We start from the raw sequence: 23,112 nt of genomic DNA, 5'->3' as shown, positions 1-23,112 counted from the left end.
TCACCGGAGAGTGGAGACTGATGTGAAGGCTAAGACAATGAATCGCATGCGCAGACCTTTGCGCATCGCCGGCGCGATGGCGCTGGCCCTGGGCGTTGCAGGTGTACTGCCAGCGCACGCGGAGGAGGATGGCCGTCGCGTGATCGACAAGAAGTGCGCCAGCTGTCACCTCGAAAACGGCAAGCTCACGCGCATCCCCGAGATCCGCAAGACGCCTGAAGGCTGGGATATGACCGTGGTGCGCATGGGCGTCTGGCACAAGGTCGAGCTGACGCCGGATGAGCGCCGCGCGGTGGTGAAGTACCTCGCGGACCGGCAGGGGCTGGCGCCGTCGGAAAGTGCACCGTTCCGCTTCCTGACCGAGCGGCGGCCGAACATGCAGGATGCGCCGCCCGACGAGGAGCTCGCGCAGATGTGCGGGCGCTGCCACAGCTACGGCCGCGTCGCGCTGCAGCGGCGTGACGAGAACGAGTGGCGCAAGCTGATGCACACCCACCTCGGCCAGTTCCCGAGCGCGGAGTATTCGGCGCTGGGGCGCGACCGCAACTGGTGGGAAATCGCCCGCGACAAGCTGCCGGCGAAGCTCGCCGGGCTGTACCCGAAGAACACCGACGCGTGGCGCGACTGGAGCCGTGCGAAGCACCGTCCGGCCGCCGGGCGTTGGGTCGTCGCAGGGGAACGGCCGGGCTGGGGCCGCTATACCGGGACGATGACGGCGAAAGCAAAGGGCAAGGACCGCTACGAGGTCAGCTACGAGCTGCGTTTCGGCGCGGGCAACACGGTGCGCGGCCAGGGCGATGCGGTGATCTACACCGGCTACGAATGGCGCGGCTCGGCGCAGATCGGCAACGAGGATACGCGCTCGATCTTCGCATTGAGCGAGGATGGCTCGCGCATCGGCGGGCGCTGGTTCCTGAAGGGGGCCGACGAAATCGGCGCGAGCTTCGAGGCGGTGCGCGCGGACAAGGCGACGAAGAACGCGCTGGTGTCGGTGAACCCGCAGATGTTGCGTGCTGGCGAGACCGTCGAGCTGACGCTGGCAGGCGCGGGGCTCGATGCGAAGATCGATCTCGGGCCGGGCGTCGAGGTCGTCGAATGGCTCGATAAGTCCGCCGAAGAGCTGAAAGTCCGCGTGAAGGTTGCCAGCGATGCGCCGCAGGGCGTGCGCAAGCTGTCGGTCGGCGGGCGCGAGTCGGAGCGGACGCTGGCGGTGTACCGGCAGATCGACTCGGTGCGCGTCGAGCCCGCGTTCGGCGTCGCGCGTGTCGGCGGCGGCACGAATCCGCCGATGACCGCGCAGTTCGACGCGGTCGCCTTCCTCGACGGTGCTGACGGCAAACCCGGCACCGACGACGACATCCGGCTCGGCAGCGTGCCGGCGACGTGGTCGACCGAGCCTTTCAACGAGCGCGCGAAGCACGACGAGGACCTCAAATTCGCCGGCCACATGGAGCCGCATGGCCAGTTTCTGCCGTCCTTCGCCGGCCCCAACCCGGCGCGGCGCGGCCTCAATAACGTCGGCAACCTGGCGGTCGTTGCGACGGTCGCGGACGGCGGGCGCTCGCTGAACGCCAAGGGCCAGCTGGTCGTGACCGTGCAGCGCTGGAACCCGACCCCGCTGCGCTGAGGAGATTACATAATGACTACAACACTGCAGGTCCAACCCCACAACTACCGCGCGATCCGCAGCGGCGGCCGGCAGGTGCTGCTGCACGTGCCGACGACCTCGATCTTCGAGCTCGACCCGGCTGCTGCCGACCTGCTCGGGCTGTTCGAATCCGTTCCCGCGGTCAGCCCCGACGACATCCAGTCGCGATTCGACGGCCGTTATTCGCCGGGCGAGCTGTGCGACAGCCTAAGCGATTTCATCGACCTGGGCATCGTCGCACCGCAGCCCAAGCACTACGAGATCCCCGCGCGGCTGGTCGAGCGTTCGCCGCTGAAGACGCTGGTGCTGACGCTGACCACGGGTTGCAACCTCGGTTGCAGCTACTGCTACCGCGAGGATCTGACCTCGCCGAAGAACTCGTCGGTGATGGACTACCAGACCGGCACGCGCTCGATCGACCTGCTGTTCAGCGAAGCGAGCGAAAACGAGCGCGTCGGCGTGGTGTTCTTCGGTGGCGAGCCGTTGACGCGCATCGCGGTGATCCGCGATCTCGTCGAGTACGCCGAGGAGCAAGCCGCTGCGGCGAACAAGCAGGTGGATTTCACGCTGACGACGAATGCGACGCTGCTCACCGACGAGATCATCGATTTCCTCGATGCGCACCGCTTCGGCATCACCATCAGCATCGACGGCGACCAGGCGCAGCACGACCGGCATCGCCGCACGATTGCCGGTGGGGGAACCTACAAGACGGTGGCGATGCGCGTGAAGCGTCTGCTCGAACGCTACAAGTCGCGCCCGGTCGGCGCACGCGTCACGCTCGCCACCGGCAACCTCGACGTTGCGGGCATCTACAAGCACCTGCACGATGAACTGGGCTTCTTCGAGGTCGGCTTCGCGCCCGCGACGGCGGGGCCGGATTCGCCCGTCGGGCTGTGCAAGGACGAACTCGACACGGTCTTCGCCGCTTTCAAGGCGCTCGGCCGCGAGTACGTCAGCGAGGCCAAACGTGGCAAGCGCCACGGTTTTGGCAACATGCAGCAGCTGATGACCGACTTGTGGATGGGCACCCGCAAGGTGCTGCCCTGCGGTGCCGGCGTCGGCCTGCTGGCGGTCGGGACCGGCGGCAAGATCTCGCTGTGCCACCGCTTTACCGGCTCGGACTTGCCGGGCTTCGGCGACGTGACGACCGGCATCGAACGCGCGTCGCTGTCCGAGTTCATGACCGCCGCGCAGAACCCGCACGCCGCCTGCCAGACCTGCCCGGCGCGCAGCCTGTGCGCCGGCGGCTGTTACCACGAGTCCTATTCCCGCTACGGCGACCCCTTCCTGCCGACTTTCGAGTACTGCGAGCAGATCCGCGAGTGGACCGGATTCGGCCTCGAAGCCTTCGGCGAAATCGCGCTCGCCAACCCGGCGTTCTTCAACGCCGCCATCGAACAGAGGAGTGCCCTGCAATGAAACGACTGCGAGCCCTGAACCACAAGGCGCACCTGCTCGAACAGGCGGCGCACGACGGCAACCGCGAGGAAGTGCAACTGATGAGCAGTGTCGTTGGCTGCACGACGACGTTCGACCCCGGCTGGGAGGTGGACGCTTTCGGCGGCCTGGCGAGCCTGTGCCAGCCGATGGAGGCAGACCTGTACGGCTGCACCGACCCCTGCTGGTGGCCGGCGCAGCTTGCCGACAGCATGAACACCGCGCGCGACTGGACCGATGGCAAGAACTCGGCGTTGCGCGACTGGCGCGAACTGCAGACGCTGTTTCCGGGAGACTGAGCCATGAGGACGCTGCATCTGAAGAAGGCGCGAATGGCGCTGGTGGCGCTGTGTTGCGCCGCGGCTTCGGCCTCGGCCTTCGCGGCCGAATACCTGCTGACGGTCACGCGGCCGAACAGTCTGCACATCATCGATCCGGCCAAACGCGAGGTCGTGCGTTCGATCGCGATCCCCGGCGACGGCGTGCCCGGTTCGATCGTCGTGCCGAAGGACGGCAAGATCGCCTACGTGCTGACGAACCGCATGGAGAGCGTCGTCGGCATCGAGCTCGACAGCGGCAAACAGGTGTTCCGCGCGGATTTCTCGAGTCCCGAGCGGCGCATCAAGGGCTTTTTCGCCGTCGCGGTCAGCGAGGACGGCCGCGAGCTGTACGTGCATCAGGCGCCGGTCGTGCTGGGGCGCTCGGAGTACAAGGTCGAGGACACCTATATTGCGGTGTTCGACACCGCCGACGGGCTCAAAGCGAAGCCGCGCCGGACCTTCCCGGCGCCACGCCGCATCAGCCTGATGGCGGCCACCGGCAATCCGGACCACCTGATCGCGCTGGGGTGGGACATGTATCTCTTCAACACGAAGAGCGGCAAGCTCGAGAAGACCTTCCCGGTCCGCCACTGGGATCGCCCCGGTCTCGGCGAGCCGGATGTGTTGGCGATGTGGGGCACCTTCGAGCAGGCCCGCGCGCTCTCCACGCCATACTACGTCGCGAAGACCGACGTGCCGCCTGATTCGCCGGAGGCCTTCAAGGCGGGCATCGCGGTGTTCGACCTGGACGCCGAGACGCTCAAGACGGTCGAGTTCGAAAATGCCCAGACGGCGATCTTCTCGTCGGTCGTGAATCCGGCCGCGCGCAACGAGGCCTTCCTGGTGATGAACCAGTTGTCGAAGGTCGATACAGACACCGGCAAGCTGCTCAAGCGTGTCGAGCTGGAGCAGACCTTTTACGCGATCAACATCTCTGGCGACGGCAAGGAGATCTATCTCGGCGGCGCGCTCGACAAGATCGCGATTCACGATGCGGAAACCTTCGCGAAGAAGGGCGAGATCATGATGCCCGGCGGCGCGGACCAGGCGATCGGCTGGTTGCGGGTTGTGAAGCGCTGAGCTTTGACGGTGATGGCGATGAGCGTCGGTGGCCGAGTCGGAATCGTGATGTGCTGGGACGTCTCAGTCTCGCTGCGGGGTGAAAACCCGCCCCCGTCGGGAGGTATTCCGCGCCTCGTTGAACGCATGGTGGACGCCTCGGCACGAAATACCTCCCGCCGGGGGCTGCCGCGTGCGGGGCTGAGGCCGTATGCCGCTATTGGTCGGTCGGCACGGCAGACTCGGAGGGCAGGGCGGTGATCGCGCTGCGGGAAGACCGTCGGTTGCCGCTGCAGGCGCTCGCTTGGGCGTGGCCGATGGTGCGCGAGCGCGGCGGGGCGGTGGGGGGCATCGTCGCGCTTTCCTTCCTTGCGTCGGCCGCCGCGCTGCTGCCGCCTTACCTGACCCAGCGCCTCGTCGACGACGGCATCGTCGGCGGGCGAGGGGACGTAGTGCTGCAGCTTTGCGGCGCCTTCCTCGTGCTGCTCGTCGCCGGCGTCGTGGTCGAGGCCGTTTCGCGGCTTGCCTACCTGAAGCTTTCCGCGCATGTGCTGTTCGGCTTGCGCGAGCAGGTTTATCGCCACCTGCAGACGCTCGCGCCGACCTATTACGCACGCACCCGCGGCGGCGAGATCCTGTCGCGGCTCGATGGCGACGTTGCCGAGGTGCAGCGCTTCGCGATCGATGCGCCGATGGGGCTGCTCAACGCGGTGTTTTCGCTCGTCGTTGCGCTTGTGCTGATGCTGTCCTTGAGTCCGCTGCTGACCGCGCTGGTGTTCGCACTGGTGCCGCTGCACGTCGCCGCGTTGCTGCTGTCGCGGCCGTGGCTGGAACGCAGCACGCACGCGGTGCGCCAGCAGAGTGCGGCGATGTCGAGCTTTTTCGTCGAGTCGCTGCGGGCGATGAAGTTCATCCAGGCGACGAACGCCGCACCGCGGCAGGAAGCCGGGCTGCGCGCGCATCACGGCGACTATTTCGCGGCGCTGCGCCGCTCGCAGCTCGCGTCGCTCGGCGCCGGCGGCGTGCAGCGCATCCTGTCGGGGCTGGGCGTGCTGCTGGTGTTCGCCGTCGGCGGCTCGATGGCGGCGGCGGGCGAGCTGTCGGTCGGTGTCGTCGTCGCCTTCATCGCCTATACGACGCGCGCCGCGGGTCCCCTGCAGACTGCGGCCGGCGTCTTCATGGGCTGGCAGCGCGCGAAGGTGAGTCTCGAGCGCATCCGCGAGATTGCCGCCGAACGGCCGACGGTTACGTCGCCGGCGCATCCGCTGGCACTCGCGCAGCCGGTGCGCGGTGGCATCCGCCTCGACGCGGTCACGTTCGGGTATGGCGACGCGGTGGTGCTCGATGGCGCGTCGCTCGACATTGTCGCCGGAGCCAAGTTCGCGCTGGTCGGCGCGTCGGGCGTCGGCAAATCGACGCTGATCGACCTGCTGCAGCGCCATTACGATCCGGCCGCGGGCCGCATTCTGCTGGATGGCCTGCGGCTCGATCTGCTCGAGCTCGCGGAACTGCGCCGGCAGGTCGTCGTTGTCGATCAGGATCCGGTGCTGATGCCCGGCAGCGTGCGCGACAACCTGCGCTTCGTCGCCCCGGATGCCGACGATGTGGCGCTGCTGCGCGCGCTGTCGCTCGCCGGCCTTGCCAACTTCGCCCACGCCGGCGGCCTCGACAAGCCGGTTGGCGCGTCGGCCTCGGCGCTGTCGCGCGGCGAGCGCCTGCGCATCGCGCTCGCGCGCGCGATCCTGCAGGACCCGGCGGTGCTGATTCTCGACGAGACGACTTCCGGCCTCGACCTGCCGGTCGCGCAAGCGATCGTGGCAGCGGTCGATCGCGTCTTTGCCGGCCGCACGCGCATCGTCATCACGCACAACCTCGCCTCGGTTGGCGACGTCGATCGCGTCGTCGAACTGCGCGACGGCGGCCTGCTCGTGCAGTCGCCGGTCCGAGCGGTGGCACCGCTGCTGAGGGTCGTATGAGCGTGACGGTCGGCGTCGTCGATGGCGGCTTCGAGCGCGTGCCGCGCGCGTCGCTGCACGCCGCCGCGCAGTTTGTCGCCGGCGACGATGGCGCGGTGCGCCGGGAGGTGCCGTGCGGGCGGGCGCTGCCGCACGGCGAATGCGTCGCCGCGCTGGTTCTCGGCGCCGCGCCGTCGGTCCGGCTGATCGACGCCCGCATCGCCACGACGACGCGCCCGCCCACGCCCCGGCTCGTCGCCGAAGCGATCGACTGGTGCGTCGCCGAAGGTGCGCGCATCGTCAATCTGAGCCTCGGCCTCGCGGAGGATCGCAGCGTACTGCGTGAAGCCTGCGCGCGTACGGTCGGGCAGGGCGTCGTGCTTGTCGCCGCAGCCCCGGCACGCGGCGCACCGGTGTACCCGGCGAGCTACCCTGGCGTGTTCGCGGTCAGCGGCGATGCGCGCTGCCGCCCCGGCCAGTGGTCGGTGCTCGATGCCCCTGCGGGCGCCGCCTGGGGCACCTGTCCCGACGCGCCCGGCGGTGCCCGCGGGGGCGCCAGCCTGGCCACCGCGCGCTTCACCGGCATCGTCGCGAAATTTGTCGTGAATTACCCCGAGGTGGGCCTTGCTGGGCTCGCCGACCACCTCGCGACCTTCGCCACCTGGCGCGGGCGCGAAAACAGAAGAATCGCGGAGATCGATTCATGACCATCCCACAGAGCACCCCGACCCTCCCAGCCCCCCCTGGCCCGATCGAACTCGGCTTCGCCCTCGTCGATGAGCGCGAGCTTGCCGCCTTCGCGCGGCACGATCGCCTCACGCGCGACGACTACCTCGACCAGCTGGGTGACGCACGTGACTGCGTCTCGCTGCCCGAGAACGCCGAACCGACGCACTTCTTCCTCGGTAGCGAATTTTGCGAACACCTGCTGCCGAGCGTCGAATCGATCGACCGCGCTGTCGCGCTGTGCGAGCGCTGGGGCCTGACCTTCGGCCTCGTCACGCCGATCGCCTGCGACGGTCTCTTCGAACCGCTGCGCGCGGCGCTCGCGCGTCTGCCGGCCGGTTCCGAGGTCACCATCAACGACTGGGGCGTCGCGCGCCTTGTGCAGCGCGAGTTTCCCGACCTGCGCCCGGTTGCCGGGCGGCTTCTCGGCAAGATGCTCAAGGACCCGCGTCTGCCGTCGGCCACCTGGGCGCGCATGTACCCGAACGGCCTGCGTGCCGGGCCGTTCCGCGAGATCCTCGACGGCCTCGGCATTGGCCGCCTGGAGCTCGATTTCCCGCCCTTCGGTGCCGCCGACATGTACGCCGGCATCGACTTTCCGGTCGGGGTGCGTGCGCCCTACGGCTACATCGCCAAGGGACGCATCTGCAAGCTCGGGTCGCTGTCGCTCGACACCCCGGAGAAGTTCTCGCCCGGCCACAAATGCCGCCGTGAATGCCTCGGCTTCTCCGAAGTCGGCGCACGCCCCGGCACCCATGAACTCCACACCTCGCAGCGCGGCAACACGATGTATTACCGCCACGCCGCGGGCATGGCCACGGCGGTCGCCGAAGCCGTCGCGAACGGCTGGGTCAGCCGCATCGTCCTCTCCGGAGCCTGAGATGAAGATAACAGCCCCCATCAGCACCCCTGCCGAAGTCGAGCCGCTGGTGCGCGCCGGCGCCCGCGAACTTTACTGTGGCGTCGTCCCGCCGGACTGGATCCAGCGCTTCAACACCTCCGGCGTCAATCGTCGCGTGTTCGGCAATCTCAACGGCTACGCCGACCTCGAACGCGTCGTCGAGAAAGCCCACGCGCTCGACGCCGACGTCTTCCTGGTCCTCAACGCGCAGCAATACGGCGAGCAACATCTCGACGCGCTCACCGAAATCGGCGCGCGCTTCCGCAGCATCGGCGGCAACGCCGCGATCGTCGCCGACATCTCGCTGATCGCGTCGCTCGCCGCCAACGTGCCGGACCTCGCGATCCACGTCAGCTCGGTCGCGACCTGCCGCAACGTCGAATCCGCGCGCTTCTTCGCCGGGCTCGGCGCGAGCCGCATCATCCTGCCGCGCGACGTCACCGTCGCTGAAATTTCCGCGATCACGACCGAACTCCCGGAGCTCGAAATCGAGGCCTTCGTCCTCAACGACGGCTGCGTGTTCGAGGAGGGAACCTGCCACACGGTGCACCTGCCGATGAACAAGGGCGGGCCGATCTGCATCGACAACTACCAGTTCGAGTACCAGTCCGCCGGCGGTGGTCAGCCTCACGAACGCGCGCTGCGCCGCCTCGAACAGAACGACCTCGACTACAAACGCTGGCTTTGGTACCGCTTCGGCAACGGCTTCTCCGTCGCCCCCAACGGCTACCCGTGGGGGCCCTGTGGCACTTGCGCGATGCCTGCAATGCACGCTGCGGGCGTCCACTCCGTCAAGATCGCCGGCCGCGAAGGCGCCAGCGAACGCAAGATCAAGAGCGTCGAACTCGTCGCCCAGGTGCTGCGCCGCATCGAGGCGGGCGAGTCGGAGGAGAAAGTCCGCGAATTCGCCGTCGGCCTGCGCGGCGCGCCGGGGCATTGTGCGAGCGGGTACATGTGCTACTACCCGGAGGTGCGGAGCCGGGCGGTTGTCGGGGAGGTCGAGGCGAAGGTCGAAGTCCCGGCGTAGTACCCGGACATGGGTCCGGATCGCGGTGTCGGACGCGCAAAAAGAAAGAGCCCGGGCATCGAAGATGCCCGGGCTTAAATCCACACCAAAGGAGGAGGGTGGAGGAGACGGTTCAAATCATAATCAAGAGCCTTGTGCGACGCAACAATAATCGCTTCAAATATTCTTATGTTGCGATAAGATATTCAAATAAGCCTCTAAAATAGGCCGATTGGAGCTGCTAAAAAAATCCAATGGCATGGTGCATTGCAGCATCATGCGGTCAGGCGATGACGCCGGTCGCTTCGTCCAAGCGTCAAGCGTTGGCCCGGTCGCGGAGGCTCACGCATTTCTTTGCGAGAATTTCGGTCGGGTCGAGGATGACGACGGTTCGTCCGCCGGCCGGAAACGCATCGTCCTGTTTCAGCAGAAGGGGGAGTTCCGTACATCCGAGGATGACGACTTCCGCGCCACGCCGGGCCAGCGACGCGAGCGCGCGTAACAGCTCGTCCAGGCACGCCCCTTCGGTGAAGCCGGCCTTTACGCCTTGCGCCCCATAGATGGCAGACATCACCAGGTTCTGGTGCTCCTCGTCCGGGACCAGCAATTCAAAACCCGCCTTCGTCGCGACGTCGTGGTAGACGCCACTCCTGACCGTCCCGCTGGTGGCCAGCAGGCCGATGCGCCGGCGATCCGGAAGGTACTTCCGGATATGTTCGACCGTCTCGAACAGCATGTGCACGACGGGAATCGAGAGGTAGGGCTGGATGCGCTCGACGAAGGCATGGGCGGTGTTGCACGGAATCGCGATGATGTCCGCGTCCGCGGCTTCGAGCTTCTTGCACGTCGAATAAAGTGCGATGGTCGGATCGGGACCGTCGCCGAGCAGATTTTCGGTGCGGTCGGGGATTTGCGGATTCTGTTCGACCACCAGCTTGACGTGTTCCTGGTCCCGTCGCGCAGCGGTGTTGCGCACGATCTTGGCGACGAAATCGACCGTCGCCGCGGGCCCGACGCCGCCCACCACGCCCACCTTGAACGGTCGTGCCTTCGCCGCCGCCTCGTGGGAGACGGCATGGCGGGCGTAGATCCGGTTCGCGTCGAGGATCGGAATGCCGCGCTCGCGCAGCGCGTCGATGACGATGGGAACCTCGGCGAAACCGGGAACGATCAATTCCGCGCCTTGTTCCAGCAGGTCCATGCACGCCTTGGCCAGCCGCTCGACCGACCGGCCTTGCAGGTGTCCCGCCTTGATTCCGTCCGGGCCATAAATGGCCGGCATCACGCAGTCGCGCTGGATGGCCGTGTGCGGGTAGCAAAGATCCCATTCCGCAGCGGTAAAATGGCGCTCGAACAGGCCCTTCGCGCGGACGTGGTCCGAGGTCAGGATGCCGAGCCTCCGGACGCCGGCATGCCGGTGCGAGATATGACAGTGCAGCGCCTCCATGAGGTCGACGATCGGCAGCCGGATCTCGGCTTGCAGTTCGTCGAGGAAGGTGTGGCTGATGAAGCAGGGCAGCACGACCGCATCGACCTTGCGCGACTCGAACTGCCGGATCATGTCGAAGACATAGAGTTTGCGTCCGTTCTGCGACGCCGTTTTCTCGCCGGGCTTGTCCTCCTCACGGAATGGATGTTGTTCGAAGATGAGTTCCGGCTGCTGCTGTCCGCTGCGTGCCGGCAGCGCCTTGACCAGCTTGAAGAAGACATCGGCGGCGCCGAGCGCGCCGAGACCGCCAACGATGCCGAAGCGGCGCGGGCTGCTAGTGTTTTGCACTTGGTTCTCCTGTGAATCGGAATGCCGCGATCGCGGGCTGCGACGGACGGCGATCCGGACGGAATGAAGGAAAACGCCCCGCGAACCCATGCGGACTCGCGGGGCGCCGTCGATGCCGAAGCCGGATCAGGCCCGCATGGCTTCGGCAGCGGTCGCCGTCGCGGGCAGCGCGGGTTCCGGAACCAGGTCGTCGAGCTCGTCCTCATCGGCGACGGTCGGCCCGAGTTTCCCTTCCCACTTCGCGATCACCGCGGTCGCCAGGCTGTTGCCGATGACGTTGGTGGCGGTGCGGCCCATGTCGAGGAAGACGTCGATCCCCATGATCAGCAGCAGGCCCGCCTCCGGCAGATTGAACATCGGCAGCGTCGCGGCGACGACGACCAGTGAGGCGCGCGACACGCCGGCCATGCCCTTGCTGCTTACCATCAGCACCAGCAGCATCGACACCTGCGTCATGAAGGACATCTCGATGCCATAGACCTGGGCGATGAAGATCATCGCGAACGCCTGGTACATCATCGATCCGTCGAGGTTGAACGCGTAGCCCATCGGCAGCACGAAGCCGGTCACCTCGTCCTTGACGCCGAACTTCTCGAGCTGCTCCATCGTCTTCGGATAGGCCGCCTCGCTGCTCGCCGTCGAGAAGGCGATCACGGTCGGTTCCTTGACCAGCCCGAGCAGCGTGAACACGCGACCCTTCAGGATGAAGTAGCCGACACCGATCAGCACCAGCCACAGCGAGGCCAGGCCGAGGTAGAAGCTGCCGATCAGCGTCGCATAGGTCGACAGCACGCCCAGGCCCTGTACCGTGATCGCGGCCGCCACCGCGGCGAAGACGCCGATCGGGGCGAACAGCATCACGTAGTCGGTGATCCTGATCATCACGTGCACCAGCTCTTCGATCGTGCACACCATCGCCTTGCCGGTCGCGTCCTTCAGCGAACTGAGCGCGAAGCCGAAGAACAGCGAGAAGATGACGATTTGCAGCACCGAATTCGTCGCCATCGCATCGAAGACGCTCTTCGGAAACACATTGACGATGAAGTCCTTGAAGTTCAGCGATGCCGTCTTCAGGTTCGTCACGGCACCCGCGTCGGGCAGCGGCAGGTTCAGGCTGTGTCCGGGTTGCAGCAGGTTGGCCCACAGCAGCCCGAGCACCAGCGAGACGAACGACGCCGTGACGAACCAGCCCATCGCCTTCAGGCCGATGCGGCCGACGGCCTTGGTGTCGCCGAGGCTGGCGATGCCCGACACCAGCGTCGCGAACACCAGCGGCGCGATGATCATCTTGACCATGCGCAGGAAGATATCCGCCAGGGCGGAGAAATAACTGGCCGTTTCCTTCGCCGCCGCGGCATCGGGCGCCGTCGTGTTGCACACGTAGCCGACGACGATGCCGAGCACGAGGGCGATGAAGATCCAGGTGGTGAGTTTATTCAGTTTCAATTTGAGTCTCCTCGACACGAACTTCTTTGGAGTTATTTGCGCGCGCTTTTCACGTCAGCGCGTCAGCGCCCTGTCACTGCAGTCCGACCAGCGCGCGGGGTTGCGTCAGCACCTCGGGCTTGAGGATTTCGTCGAGCTGCGCTTTCGTCAGCAGGCCCCTGTTCAGCACGAGTCCATACACGCTGTGGCCGCCGACCAGCGCTTCCTGCGCGATCTCGGTCGCGTTGGCGTAGCCGATGTAGGGATTGAGCGCCGTGACGAGGCCGATCGAGTTCTCGACGCTGCGGCGCAGGAATTCGCGGTTCACCGTGATGCCCTTGACGCAACGCTCGGCCAGCGTCAGGCAGCCCGCGCGCAGGTGCGTGACGCTCTTGAACAGGCTGTGCGCGATGATCGGCTCGAAGGCGTTGAGCTGCAGTTGCCCCGCTTCGGCGGCGAAGGAGATCGTGAGGTCGTTGCCGATGACTTCGAAGGCGATCTGGTTCACCACTTCCGGGATCACCGGATTCACCTTGCCCGGCATGATCGACGAGCCGGCCTGCATCGGCGGCAGGTTGATCTCGCCGAAGCCGGCACGCGGACCGGACGACAGCAGGCGTAGGTCGTTGCAGACCTTCGACAGCTTCACGGCGACGCGCTTCAGCACGCCCGACAGCTGCACGAAGCTGCCGCAGTCCTGCGTCGCTTCGACCAGATTGGGGGAGGTCAGCACGGGAATCCCGCTGATCTCGGCCAGATGCCGGCAAACCAGGCCGGCATAGTCCGGGTGAGCGTTGATGCCCGTGCCGATGGCGGTGGCGCCGAGGTTGATTTCGCGGATCAGCAGCACCGCTTCCTTGAGCCGGTCGATGTCTTCGCCGAGCATCACGACGTAAGTCGAGAACTCCTGTCCGACCGTCATCGGCACCGCATCCTGCAGCTGCGTGCGGCCCATCTTCAGCACGTCGGCGAACTCGACCGCCTTGTCGTGGAAGGCGCTGCGCAGCACTTCCATCGCCTCGATCAGCTCGACGATGCCCTGGTGGCCGGCCAGCTTCAGCGCCGTCGGATACACGTCGTTGGTGCTCTGGCTCATGTTGACGTGCTCGTTCGGATGCAGGCGGGCGTAGTCGCCTTTGCGGTAGCCGAGCAGTTCCAGCGCGCGGTTGGCGATCACTTCGTTGGCATTCATGTTGGTCGAGGTGCCGGCGCCGCCCTGGATCACATCGACGACGAAATGCTCGTGCAGCGCGCCGCCGCGGATTTCCTCGCAGGCGCGGATGATCGCGTCGGCCCGCTCGTGGTCGAGGAGCCCGAGTTCGCTGTTGGCCAGCGCGGCGGCCTGCTTGATCGCGGCGAGCGCGCCGACGAGGTCGGGGTAGATCGAAATCGGGGTGCCGGTAATCGGAAAATTCTCGACGGCACGAAGGGTGTGCACGCCGTAATAGGAGTCGGCGGGCAGAGTGCGGTCGCCAAGGAGGTCGTGTTCGATGCGTTCGGCTTTCAGGGACATTTTTCTTCCAGTGGGGGTTGCGACGCATGAATGCTACGGAGCGCCGTGCGATTCCGTGTCGCGCCATGCAAAAAACGCATAACATGCCCAAGAAAGCCGAATAGGGGCGGCAGGCGGGATTTCTCTGCCGGTGCCCGGTGGCGGGGTGGAACATGCAAATAAAATGGATCGAGGATTTTCTGACGCTGACCGACGCGCGGGCGTTCTCGCGCGCGGCGGAGCGGCGCAATGTGTCGCAGCCCACTTTCAGCCGCCACATCCAGGCGCTGGAAGACTGGCTTGGCGTCGAACTGATCGACCGCCGGGCACAAGGCGTGCACCTGACGGCGGCCGGCCGGATCTTCCGCGGTTTCGCCGCCGATATCCTGCGGCGCACCTACGACATGCGCACCGTGCTGCGCGGTCAGTCGCCCAGCAACGTCGACACCGTGCGCTTTTCCGTCGCCCACACGTTGTCGCTGACCTTCTTCCCGCGCTGGCTGGGCCGCCTGAAGGAAGCGCTGGGGAACGTCGTCGCCCGCGTCGGCGCCGTCAACGTGCCGGAAGGGGCCAGCGCGCTGATCGAAGGCGCGACCGACCTGCTCATCGTCTACCACCATCCGCAGTTGCCGGTGCTGCTCGATCCGATCCGCTTTCCGCATCTCGCGCTCGCCACCGATCGCATGCTGCCGTTCTCGGCGCCGCGCGACGACGGCCGGCCCCGCTACAAGCTGCCCGGGCGGGTCGAGGCGGCGGTGCCGTTTCTCGCCTATTCGTCAGGCACTTATCTCGGGCACGTGGTCGAGATGATCCTGCTGGGCGCGAACGAACGCTGCTATTTCGACCGCTCGTTCGATACGCACATGTCGGAGGCGCTCAAGGCGATGATCGTCGAGGGCCACGGCCTCGGATGGCTGCCGGAGAGTTGCGTCGGCCGGGAAATCGCCGAAGGGCGGCTGGTGCCGGCCGGTCCGTCGCAGTGGAGTTGCCCGCTGGAAGTACGGCTTCATCGCGCCGCGGAAAACAGCAATCCCATGGTCGACAAGATCTGGGCTTTACTCAGTGCGAACCGGGACGCGGGTTAGGGACTGCGGATCGCCCGGTGGGCACCGGAGTTGTCACGACAGCAGCGATGACACCAGCGAGAATTCGTTCATCGCGATCAGCAGGCGCGCCTGGGTCTCGTTTCGCCCTTCACCGAGCGAGGCCAGGGCGAAGAGGTCGGTCATGCCCTGCAGGCCGGAGCGCGAACCATCCGATTGGTCGCCGAACAGGTTCAGCGACAGCTGTGTCGCGCTGATCTGCATCTGGGTGGCGAGGATCGACGATATGCCGTTAGCCGGGCCGGTGACGTCGGCTGCAAGCTTCTCGAACGCGTCGACCGCGCGTGCGAGCAGCGCGAAACTGCCTTCAGGGTCCGCGTCGAATGCGGCCTTCATTGCCGTCATGTCGATGCTCGGGCTGCCGACGAAGCCGGGAAACGGCGACGGCTGGAATTCGATACCGAGATCGGACAAGGTGGTGAGCGACGAATCTCCGTTGTCGAAGACGCTTGCGATGCGCTCGTTGAGATCGCGGGCCAACTGTGTGACCGATGAGGACGTGGCGAATCCGCCAAAAATTCCGCTCAGCCCGTTCACACTGCCCTGAAGGCCGTTGAAGGTGTCGACGAAGCTTTGCGCTTCCGCGGCCAGACTACCAAAGTCAGTGCCGAAATTCCGGCCGATGCCGCTGTCGGTCGAGCCGGGTTGCAGCACGGCGAGGCGGTTCTGGAAAGTCGCGACGGCCGACAGTAACTGCCCCAGCCCTGAAAGTTCGACAATGGTCGATCCGCCGCCAAGAAACGACAGGCTGCTTTGCGTCGTCGCCAGGGGGGCGGAGACGGGACTTAGCGCTCCGAGCCCGAACAGGCTGATTGGCGAAATCGAAGGAAAGATGGTCATGCCGCGGACTCCCGCGACGCCGGACAGCCTTGAGGCGTCGCCGGCGCATTGCCACGGTCAGGTGCTGACCGTGGTGATTAGACCACCGCGAGGATCGGAAGGTTCGGGAGCGCGCGCCGGCCGGGCGCTCTGCAGCGGTTAAATTGCGGCAGTGCCAGCTTCATCTTTCTGCATTCAGGATGATTTCGGGGCGCCTGCGACCATCCGCGCAACATACTCCCCGATCGCGAGCGCCGCTGTCAGTCCCGGCGACTCGATGCCAAACAGGTGAATTAGCCCCGGTGTGCCATGCTGCATCGGCCCGTCGATACGGAAATCGGCGTCCGGCATGCCGGGACCGGCGATCTTCGGGCGCACGCCGGCATAGCCGGGAAGCAGTCGCCCGTCCTCAAGCTGCGGCCACCACGAACGGATCGCAGTGTAGAAGCGTTCGGCGCGGGCCGGATCAACGTAATAGTCGGGCGCGGCGATCCATTCGACATCGGGGCCGAACTTGGCCTGTCCGCCGAGATCGAGCGTCAGATGCACGCCCAGGCCGCCCGCTTCGGGGATCGGGTAGATCAGACGCGAGAATGGCGCCTTGCCGCTGAGCGTGAAATACACACCCCGCGCGAACCACGCCTGCGGCAGGGTTTCGGCCGCCGCGCCGCGGATGCGCCGGCCAAGAGCGACGGCATCGAGGCCAGCCGCATTGATCACCCAACGTGCGCGGATTTCCATCTCCTGCGCGCCGCCGACGTGCAGCACGACGCTGTCGCCGTCGGCCTGGCCTTCGATCACCGGGCTGCCGAGGGCGAGCAGCGCGCCGTGTCGTTCGGCGTCGCCGAGCAAGGCCAGCATCAGGCCGTGGCTGTCGACGATGCCGGTCGAGGGCGACAGCAGCGCGGCGTGGGCGTCGAGCGCCGGCTCGAGTTCGCGGATCCGGGCACGGTCGAGCAGCGCAAGATCCTGCACGCCGTTCGCTTCGGCGCGGGAGCGGATCGCCTGCAGCGCGTCGGCCTGGTCGGGCTTCGCCGCGACGACCAGCTTGCCACAGCGCGCGTGCGCAACGCCGCGGTCAGCGCAGTACTCATACAGCGCGTTGCGCCCTTCGACGCACAGACGCGCCTTCAGCGAGCCGGGCGGGTAGTAGAGGCCTGCGTGGATCACCTCGCTGTTGCGCGAACTGATGCCGGTCCCGAACGCTGTTTCGCTTTCGAGCACCGTCACTTCGCGGCCCGCCTCGGCGAGCGAACGGGCGCACGCCAGTCCGACGACGCCTGCGCCGATGACGGCGCAATCGACTGTCTCCATCCGTTTTCCGTCCTTGCTGTTGATCGCGATGGTCGGCAAGCCATCGCCGGGACAGGGTTTTACCAGATCGGCGAGTGCGTGCAAATGACCTCGCCCGACGCCGGCGAGCCGTTTATTCGGAACGATTCCGGAATTCCAGAATTGATCATCCCCCGGTGTCTGAAACGGACGTCGCTCGCTTTCGCGGCACGACCACGGACACCGCACGCCAGTAACATCATGGGGCGCCGTGCGCGTGCCGATGGTTTAGCATCCGTGCTGATCTCCGGCACCCCACAATGATCAGGAAAGACCATGACCCGACCCCGACTCATCGTCACCCGCCGCTGGCCTGCCGAAGTCGAGCGTGCCTTGGCGGAACGCTTCGACGTGTCTTTCAACGACGACGACCACCCGTTCACCCCGCCGGAGATGCAGCAGGCGCTCGCGTCCTGTGACGCGCTGCTGACCACCGTGTCCGACCGCATCGACGCCAGCGTGCTCCGCACGGCGCCACGGGCAAAGCTCCTCGCGAATTACGGTGTCGGTTACAGCCACATCGACCTCGACGCGGCGAAGGCATGCGGCATCACGGTCACCAACACCCCCGACGTGCTGACCGACTGCACTGCCGACCTCGCGATCACCCTGATGCTGATGACCGCCCGCCGTGCGGGCGAGGGCGAGCGCGAAGTGCGCAGCGGCAGCTGGACCGGCTGGCGGCCGACCCACATGATCGGCACCAGCGTCACCGGCAAGACCCTCGGCCTCATCGGCATGGGGCGCATCGCCAAGGCGGTCGCGATGCGCGCGCAGCACGGCTTCGGCATGAAGATCGTGTTCTTCAACCGCAGCCGGCTTGCACCGGAGCAGCTTGCAGGGCTCGACGCCCGTCAGTGCGATTCGGTCGAGGAGGTGCTCGCGCAGGCGGATTTCGTCTCGCTGCACTGTCCCGGTGGCGCGGCCACACATCATTTGATCAATGGAGAACGGCTGGCGACAATGCGTCGCGAGGCCTTCCTGATCAACACTGCACGCGGTGAAGTCATCGATGAGCAGGCGCTGATCGACGCCCTGCACAATGGCACGATCGCCGGCGCAGGACTCGACGTGTTTGAAGCCGAACCGCGCGTCAGCGAGGCCCTGCTGACCATGGAAAATGTCGTGCTGCTACCGCATCTGGGCAGCGCAACACGCGAAACCCGTGTTGGTATGGGTATGCGGGTGCTCGACAACGTGACTGCGTACTTCGACGGACGCACTCCCCCCGACAAAGTCGCCTGAGCTCCTTGCCTATGAAACTCTCCCGTCTCTTTCAGCCGCGCAATCCCCTGTTCTGGCTAATGCTGGTGTTCAACCTGCTGTCATCGGTGCTCGCATGGGCGCTTCGCAGCTATCCGCTCAGCTCGGTGGGCCTTGTCGTGATCACCAGTCTTGCTCTCGCGAATGCATTCATGGGAATGTGGCTTGCGTGGCGGCTGATCCGCGATGACGGGGAGACATGACGGCGGCCGCGGTGCGACGCGGTCTGCGCGCGCCGTGATCGCCCGATGAATCGCATACGCCGAGCAGGGGAATACAGCACGCGTGTGCGACAGGAATGGCTATCATGTGCGCCTTTCGTACCGCGTGGCGATCAGGCCCGACACCTCACAGGAGAACCCCATGGCTTCATCCCACGATAACGTCAGCATGGCCTTGTTCTGCGACTTCGAAAACGTCGCCCTCGGCGTGCGCGACGCCAAATACGAAAAATTCGACATCAAGCCGGTACTCGAACGCCTGCTGCTCAAGGGCAGCATCGTCGTCAAGAAGGCCTACTGCGACTGGGATCGCTACAAGGGCTTTAAGGCCGCGATGCACGAGGCCAACTTCGAACTGATCGAAATCCCGCACGTGCGCCAGTCCGGCAAGAATTCCGCCGACATCCGCCTCGTCGTCGATGCACTCGATCTGTGCTACACGAAATCGCACGTCAATACCTTCGTCATCATCAGTGGTGACTCGGATTTCTCGCCCCTCGTCTCCAAACTGCGCGAGAACGCCAAGCAAGTCATCGGCGTCGGCGTCAAGCAGTCGACGTCCGACCTGCTGATCGCCAACTGCGACGAATTCATCTTCTACGATGACCTCGTGCGCGAGATCCAGCGCACCGCGGCCAAGCGCGAGACCCGCGAAGCGCAGCCCGCCGCGAAGCGTCCGCCCGAAGAGGAAAAGCGCCGCAAGGACGAACTCGAAGCACGCAAGACCAAGGCCATCGAAATGGCGGTCGAGACTTTCGATGCGCTGGTGTCGGAACGCGGTGACAGCGGGGTGCGCATCTGGGCTTCGATGCTCAAAGAGGCCATCAAGCGTCGCAAGCCCGACTTCAACGAGTCCTATTATGGCTTCCGCGCCTTCGGCAACCTGCTCGAAGAAGCCCAGGCCCGCGGTCTGCTCGAATTCGGTCGTGATGAAAAATCCGGTGCCTACGTGTATCGCAGCAGCAAGCCCGCCGCAGGTGAGGTCGGGGCCGAGGCGCCGGAGGCCGTGCACCCCGGGCAGGTAATCGACACCCGCCCGCAAACGAGCGAAAAGTCGGCGATCGTCGCGGAGGCCGCTCCCGAGGCGACAACGGCCGACGAAACGGGTGCCCGCCACGAGCCGCGCCGCAAGAGCCGCGGTGGCCGCAAGTCGTCGCCGAAGAAGGCCGAGGCGGCAGCCGTCACAGCGGAAGCAGTCAGGGCCGAGGTCGCCATGCCGGAGGCGGCAATCACCGAAGCGGGAGGGGGCCTCCCGGAAACTGCCAAGCCGGACGGTCGCAGGACGCGACGCGGTAAGTCCCAGGCGGCAAAACCCGAAAACGCCAGGCCGGACGTGGCGCAGGCAGAGCCTGTCGCCGCGATGCCCGAGGCCCGGGCGATGGCCGAGCCATCAATCCAGCCGGAGCAGGATGAAGCGCCGGCCAAGCCGGCAAAAAAATCTGCACCGCGCAGCCGCCGACCGCGCAAGACCGAGACGCAACAGACCTAGCACGAAGCCTCGCGGGGCTAGGCCGTACGCAAGACTAGGCCGCCACCGCAAACAGCCGGGACAAAACGCGTTCGAGGGTCTGTCCCTCGTCATCCGCTGCTGCAGGCACAGTCGCAGTGGCGGAACAGCATGATCGCCGGCGTCAATCAGGCAATCTTCAGCGGAGTGGCAGGGGCGGTCCCGCTGGCGGCCGACGCGTCGGCCGGCACGCGCTCGCCAGGTAAGGCGCGCAGCGCCCACGCAAGCGTCCGTCGCATGAGCAATTCAAGGACAGCGGTATTTCCGCACAGCTGATTGGTGGCGGCAATTATAGAATTCCGGTCACGCTGGCGGGGCGGTTGGTGTTTGCAGGCAAGCGTCCTCCCTCGGCGGTCCCGTGTTCGCGACGTTTTTCAGAGCCACGACTTACCGATGAGATCCCAGCTCCTCAATCGCCAAATTGCGGCCGCCTTCGGCGCGCCCGAGGATGCGCCCCTCAAGGAAACCCTTGATTCGCTGCGGGCCGCAGGCCTCTCGGATCTTGCGGCGAACCTCGTGAGTCTGCTCGTCGCGGTGGAAGACACCTATACGGGATTCGCGCTGGTCGAGCGGCGCGCCGACAAGGCAAAGCAACTCGTGCGTTGCCTCGATCTCACCGGGGACATCCTGTGCGAGTGGAACCTGGTCTCCCGGACCATCAAGCAATCGACGGCGTGGAAGCGACGCTTTGGATCCGAAGACGATGTGGCCGGCTGCCACATCGAGGATTGGTACGCCTGGCTTCATCCGGATGATCGTGCGCTGGTCGGCGACCGGATCGCGACCGTCGTGCAGGGTCGTGCGCCCCTGATGGAGGTCGAGCACCGCATGCGCGACCGCGATGACGAGTGGCGCTGGTGGCTCCTGCGGGGCCGCGCGGCCACACGGGATGCGGACGGAAAGCCGACGCGGCTGCTCGTGCTGCACCGGGATATCACCGACCAGAAACGCGCCGAGGCCGCCCTGTTGCGCGCCAAGGAAGAGGCCGAGACCGCCAACCGGGCGCGGGGCGCGTTCCTCGCCAACATGAGCCACGAAATCCGTACGCCGATGAACGCGATCCTCGGTATGACGGAGCTCGCGCTGGATACCCCGCTGGACGAGGCGCAGCGCGGCTATCTCACGACGGTGAAGTCCTCGGCCGAGGCCCTGCTGACGATCATCAACGACGTCCTCGATCTGTCGAAAATCGAGGCCGGAAAGATCGAGCTCGAGACGGTCGTTTTTCCCTTGCGCACAACCCTCGGCGACGTAATTCGAGCCCTTGCCGTGTCTGCGCATCGCAAGGGTCTGGAGATGCTGCTCGATGTTGCCCCCGACGTACCCGAGCGCCTTTTCGGTGACCCGACCCGCCTGCGCCAGATCCTCGCCAACCTCGTCGGCAATGCGATCAAATTCACCGAGCACGGCGAGGTACTGGTCAAGGTCAGTGTGCTGCGGCGCAGCGAACTGTCGCTGTATCTGCAGTTTGCGGTGCACGACACCGGCATCGGTATCGCAGCCGGTCACCACGAGCAGATCTTCGACGCTTTCGCACAGGCGGATGTCTCCACGGCCCGGCGCTTTGGCGGAACGGGCCTCGGTCTCGCGATCAGCAATCGGCTCGTCAAACTGATGGATGGGCACCTCTGGCTTGAGAGCGAGCCAGGCAAGGGCACCATTTTCTACTTCACCGTGCGGGTCGCGGCCGATCCGAATGCATCGGCGTCACCGCTCTCGCCACCAACCGGTCTGCGCGGCCGCCGGGCGTTGGTCGTCGACGACTGCCCGCACGCCGCAGAGCTGACCGCGCGCATGCTGCAGCACCTTGGCATGGAAGTCGAAGTCGCTGCCGATCCGGTGCAGGTCGCGGCACAAGTCGGCGCAAGGCGGGAGGCGGAGCAGCCATTCGATGTCCTGCTCCTTGATGCCGACATGCCGCCACCGGGCGGATTCGCGCTTGCCTTGGCTGCCGCAACAGGCGGCAGCGAGTCGATCGTCCTGCTGCTGGCCAACCACGCGCAGCGTCCCGAACTGGATCACTGCGGCGCCGCGGTGGTCCGGGCGCATCTGGTCAAGCCAGTCTTCGAGGCCGACCTGCTTGATGCACTGCGTGCCGCCTGTGGGGTCGAGGAGCTCGCCACGATCGAACTGGACCCTTTCAAACTTGACGAAGCTATTGCTGAAGCCACCGACTCGTCCGATCCGCTCAACGTGTTGTTGGTCGAGGACACGCCGGTCAATCAGATGCTTGCGCTTCAGTTGCTGAACAAGGCCGGGCATCGCGTGACGGTGGCGAATAATGGCCTCGAGGCGCTCGAGTGGTTCGAAAAGCAGCGGTTCGACCTGATCCTGATGGACCTCCAGATGCCGGTCGTCGACGGCATGGAAGCCACCGAAAAGATCCGGGCGCGGGAAACGAACCGCAGCTGGGTTGTCGGGGAAAGCCGGCGACTGTGCTACATCGCCGCGATGACGGCACATGCGATGGAAGGCGACCGCGAACGCTGCCTGGCAGCGGGGATGGATGACTACCTATCCAAACCAATCCGGCGCCAAGCGCTACACGACGTGCTGAAGCGGGCGATCGAGCATCGTAGCGCGCCGAATGCCCAATGGAGCGAGCTGTTGCAGCATTGGGAAAACTGAGTGCGGCCTAGGGCGCGTGCAGTTCCTGACGGAGTTCGACAACGAGCGCGGTGATGAGCCGTTCCGCCTCTGTTAGCGAACCGCTGGCCGTCGCGAGATTGCCGGCCCTGCAGGCCTGTTCCATTGCACCGACGACGCCGATCAGCGGCGCTGCGCCGAAGTTCGCTGCGGAACCTTTGACGCTGTGACTCGCGCGTACGGCGTCAGGCGCATCCCCGCGCGCCAATGCGTCGCGCAGTTCCGAGATCAGGCGCGGTGTGTCGTCCACAAAGGTCTGGGCCATCACCTGCATGAGCTCAACGTCCTCGCCGAGGTTGTCGAGTAGCGCGCGGCGATCGAACAGCGGTTCATTCGACATCGGGGAGTACTCCTGGGCGCGGCATCCAGACGTTAACTGAAGTTGAGACGCGGAACGTATGCATCCTCCACGAATATCCGCTCGTTCCGCTCAGGCGAACCGCGGACGCTGCGTGAAGAGGCGAACGTGCCT

The 23,112-nt window shown here is 65.9% G+C and carries 19 protein-coding genes; 13 read left to right on the top strand and 6 right to left on the bottom strand.

Features of this window, described 5'->3' with window-relative positions:
* The first annotated feature begins 22 nt into the window (after positions 1-22).
* From peaA to GPA25_RS09295, 8 genes are all read left to right on the top strand, one after another.
* Positions 23-1,627 carry a quinohemoprotein amine dehydrogenase subunit alpha gene (gene peaA, locus GPA25_RS09330; protein ID WP_169260100.1) on the top strand — a complete coding sequence of 535 codons (1,605 nt, stop codon included), beginning with the start codon at positions 23-25 and terminating at the stop codon, positions 1,625-1,627.
* 12 nt (positions 1,628-1,639) lie between these two features.
* On the top strand, positions 1,640-3,070 hold the full coding sequence (gene peaB, locus GPA25_RS09325; RefSeq protein WP_169260099.1) for a quinohemoprotein amine dehydrogenase maturation protein: 1,431 nt from the start codon (positions 1,640-1,642) through the stop codon (positions 3,068-3,070).
* Positions 3,067-3,387, top strand: coding sequence for a quinohemoprotein amine dehydrogenase subunit gamma (gene qhpC, locus GPA25_RS09320; protein WP_169260098.1), 321 nt, complete (start codon positions 3,067-3,069; stop codon positions 3,385-3,387). Before peaB ends, qhpC begins: the two co-directional genes overlap by 4 nt.
* Positions 3,388-3,390: 3 nt before the next feature.
* Positions 3,391-4,488 carry a quinohemoprotein amine dehydrogenase subunit beta gene (gene peaD / locus GPA25_RS09315; RefSeq protein WP_169260097.1) on the top strand — a complete coding sequence of 366 codons (1,098 nt, stop codon included), beginning with the start codon at positions 3,391-3,393 and terminating at the stop codon, positions 4,486-4,488.
* 236 nt (positions 4,489-4,724) lie between these two features.
* Positions 4,725-6,443, top strand: a complete 1,719-nt coding sequence (locus GPA25_RS09310) for an ABC transporter transmembrane domain-containing protein (RefSeq protein ID WP_169260096.1) — start codon at positions 4,725-4,727, stop codon at positions 6,441-6,443.
* Entirely contained in the window at positions 6,440-7,129 is a 690-nt protein-coding gene (gene qhpE, locus GPA25_RS09305) for a subtilisin-like serine protease QhpE (protein ID WP_169260095.1), read from the top strand. The genes GPA25_RS09310 and qhpE overlap by 4 nt, the downstream gene beginning before the upstream one ends.
* On the top strand, positions 7,126-8,028 hold the full coding sequence (locus tag GPA25_RS09300; RefSeq protein WP_169260094.1) for a hypothetical protein: 903 nt from the start codon (positions 7,126-7,128) through the stop codon (positions 8,026-8,028). Before qhpE ends, GPA25_RS09300 begins: the two co-directional genes overlap by 4 nt.
* Before the next feature lies 1 nt (position 8,029).
* Positions 8,030-9,076, top strand: a complete 1,047-nt coding sequence (locus GPA25_RS09295; RefSeq protein ID WP_169260093.1) for a U32 family peptidase — start codon at positions 8,030-8,032, stop codon at positions 9,074-9,076.
* Positions 9,077-9,371: 295 nt separating this feature from the next.
* Here GPA25_RS09295 and cuyB read toward each other — a convergent pair whose 3' ends face one another.
* The 3 genes from cuyB to aspA all read right to left on the bottom strand — a co-directional run bounded on the left by cuyB (position 9,372) and on the right by aspA (position 13,770).
* Entirely contained in the window at positions 9,372-10,832 is a 1,461-nt protein-coding gene (gene cuyB / locus GPA25_RS09290; RefSeq protein ID WP_343034884.1) for a cysteate racemase, read from the bottom strand.
* A gap of 126 nt (positions 10,833-10,958) precedes the next feature.
* Positions 10,959-12,278: a dicarboxylate/amino acid:cation symporter gene (locus GPA25_RS09285; RefSeq protein ID WP_169260091.1), complete on the bottom strand. Its 1,320-nt coding sequence runs from the start codon at positions 12,276-12,278 to the stop codon at positions 10,959-10,961.
* A 73-nt stretch (positions 12,279-12,351) separates the two neighbouring features.
* The gene (aspA, locus tag GPA25_RS09280; RefSeq protein WP_169260090.1) at positions 12,352-13,770 is read right to left on the bottom strand and encodes an aspartate ammonia-lyase; all 1,419 of its coding nucleotides are present in this window, start codon (positions 13,768-13,770) and stop codon (positions 12,352-12,354) included.
* A gap of 137 nt (positions 13,771-13,907) precedes the next feature.
* Between aspA and GPA25_RS09275 the strand changes: the two genes are divergently transcribed.
* Positions 13,908-14,834, top strand: a complete 927-nt coding sequence (locus GPA25_RS09275; RefSeq protein ID WP_343034883.1) for a LysR family transcriptional regulator — start codon at positions 13,908-13,910, stop codon at positions 14,832-14,834.
* Positions 14,835-14,867: 33 nt separating this feature from the next.
* Here GPA25_RS09275 and GPA25_RS09270 read toward each other — a convergent pair whose 3' ends face one another.
* Both GPA25_RS09270 and GPA25_RS09265 read right to left on the bottom strand, forming a co-directional pair.
* Positions 14,868-15,692 carry a hypothetical protein gene (locus GPA25_RS09270; protein ID WP_169260089.1) on the bottom strand — a complete coding sequence of 275 codons (825 nt, stop codon included), beginning with the start codon at positions 15,690-15,692 and terminating at the stop codon, positions 14,868-14,870.
* A 174-nt stretch (positions 15,693-15,866) separates the two neighbouring features.
* On the bottom strand, positions 15,867-16,985 hold the full coding sequence (locus tag GPA25_RS09265) for an NAD(P)/FAD-dependent oxidoreductase (RefSeq protein WP_169260088.1): 1,119 nt from the start codon (positions 16,983-16,985) through the stop codon (positions 15,867-15,869).
* A gap of 294 nt (positions 16,986-17,279) precedes the next feature.
* Here GPA25_RS09265 and GPA25_RS09260 point away from each other — a divergent pair, with 294 nt between their 5' ends.
* From GPA25_RS09260 to GPA25_RS09245, 4 genes are all read left to right on the top strand, one after another.
* On the top strand, positions 17,280-18,248 hold the full coding sequence (locus GPA25_RS09260; RefSeq protein WP_169260087.1) for a 2-hydroxyacid dehydrogenase: 969 nt from the start codon (positions 17,280-17,282) through the stop codon (positions 18,246-18,248).
* Positions 18,249-18,259: 11 nt separating this feature from the next.
* Positions 18,260-18,469, top strand: coding sequence for a hypothetical protein (locus GPA25_RS09255; RefSeq protein ID WP_169260086.1), 210 nt, complete (start codon positions 18,260-18,262; stop codon positions 18,467-18,469).
* A gap of 160 nt (positions 18,470-18,629) precedes the next feature.
* Positions 18,630-19,976, top strand: coding sequence for an NYN domain-containing protein (locus GPA25_RS09250; protein WP_169260085.1), 1,347 nt, complete (start codon positions 18,630-18,632; stop codon positions 19,974-19,976).
* A 411-nt stretch (positions 19,977-20,387) separates the two neighbouring features.
* Positions 20,388-22,622 (top strand): PAS domain-containing hybrid sensor histidine kinase/response regulator, encoded by a 2,235-nt coding sequence (locus GPA25_RS09245; protein ID WP_169260084.1) that lies wholly within the window; start codon positions 20,388-20,390, stop codon positions 22,620-22,622.
* 7 nt (positions 22,623-22,629) lie between these two features.
* On the opposite strand, the gene GPA25_RS09240 is transcribed toward GPA25_RS09245, so the two are convergent.
* A complete protein-coding gene (locus GPA25_RS09240; RefSeq protein WP_169260083.1) occupies positions 22,630-22,980 on the bottom strand; it encodes an Hpt domain-containing protein in 351 nt (116 codons plus the stop codon).
* Positions 22,981-23,112 lie beyond the last annotated feature (132 nt).

Source organism: Aromatoleum diolicum (assembly GCF_012910955.1).
Taxonomy (GTDB): domain Bacteria; phylum Pseudomonadota; class Gammaproteobacteria; order Burkholderiales; family Rhodocyclaceae; genus Aromatoleum; species Aromatoleum diolicum.
The sequence above is the reverse complement of the archived record's forward strand: the minus strand, read 5'-3'. Positions and strand labels throughout refer to the sequence as shown.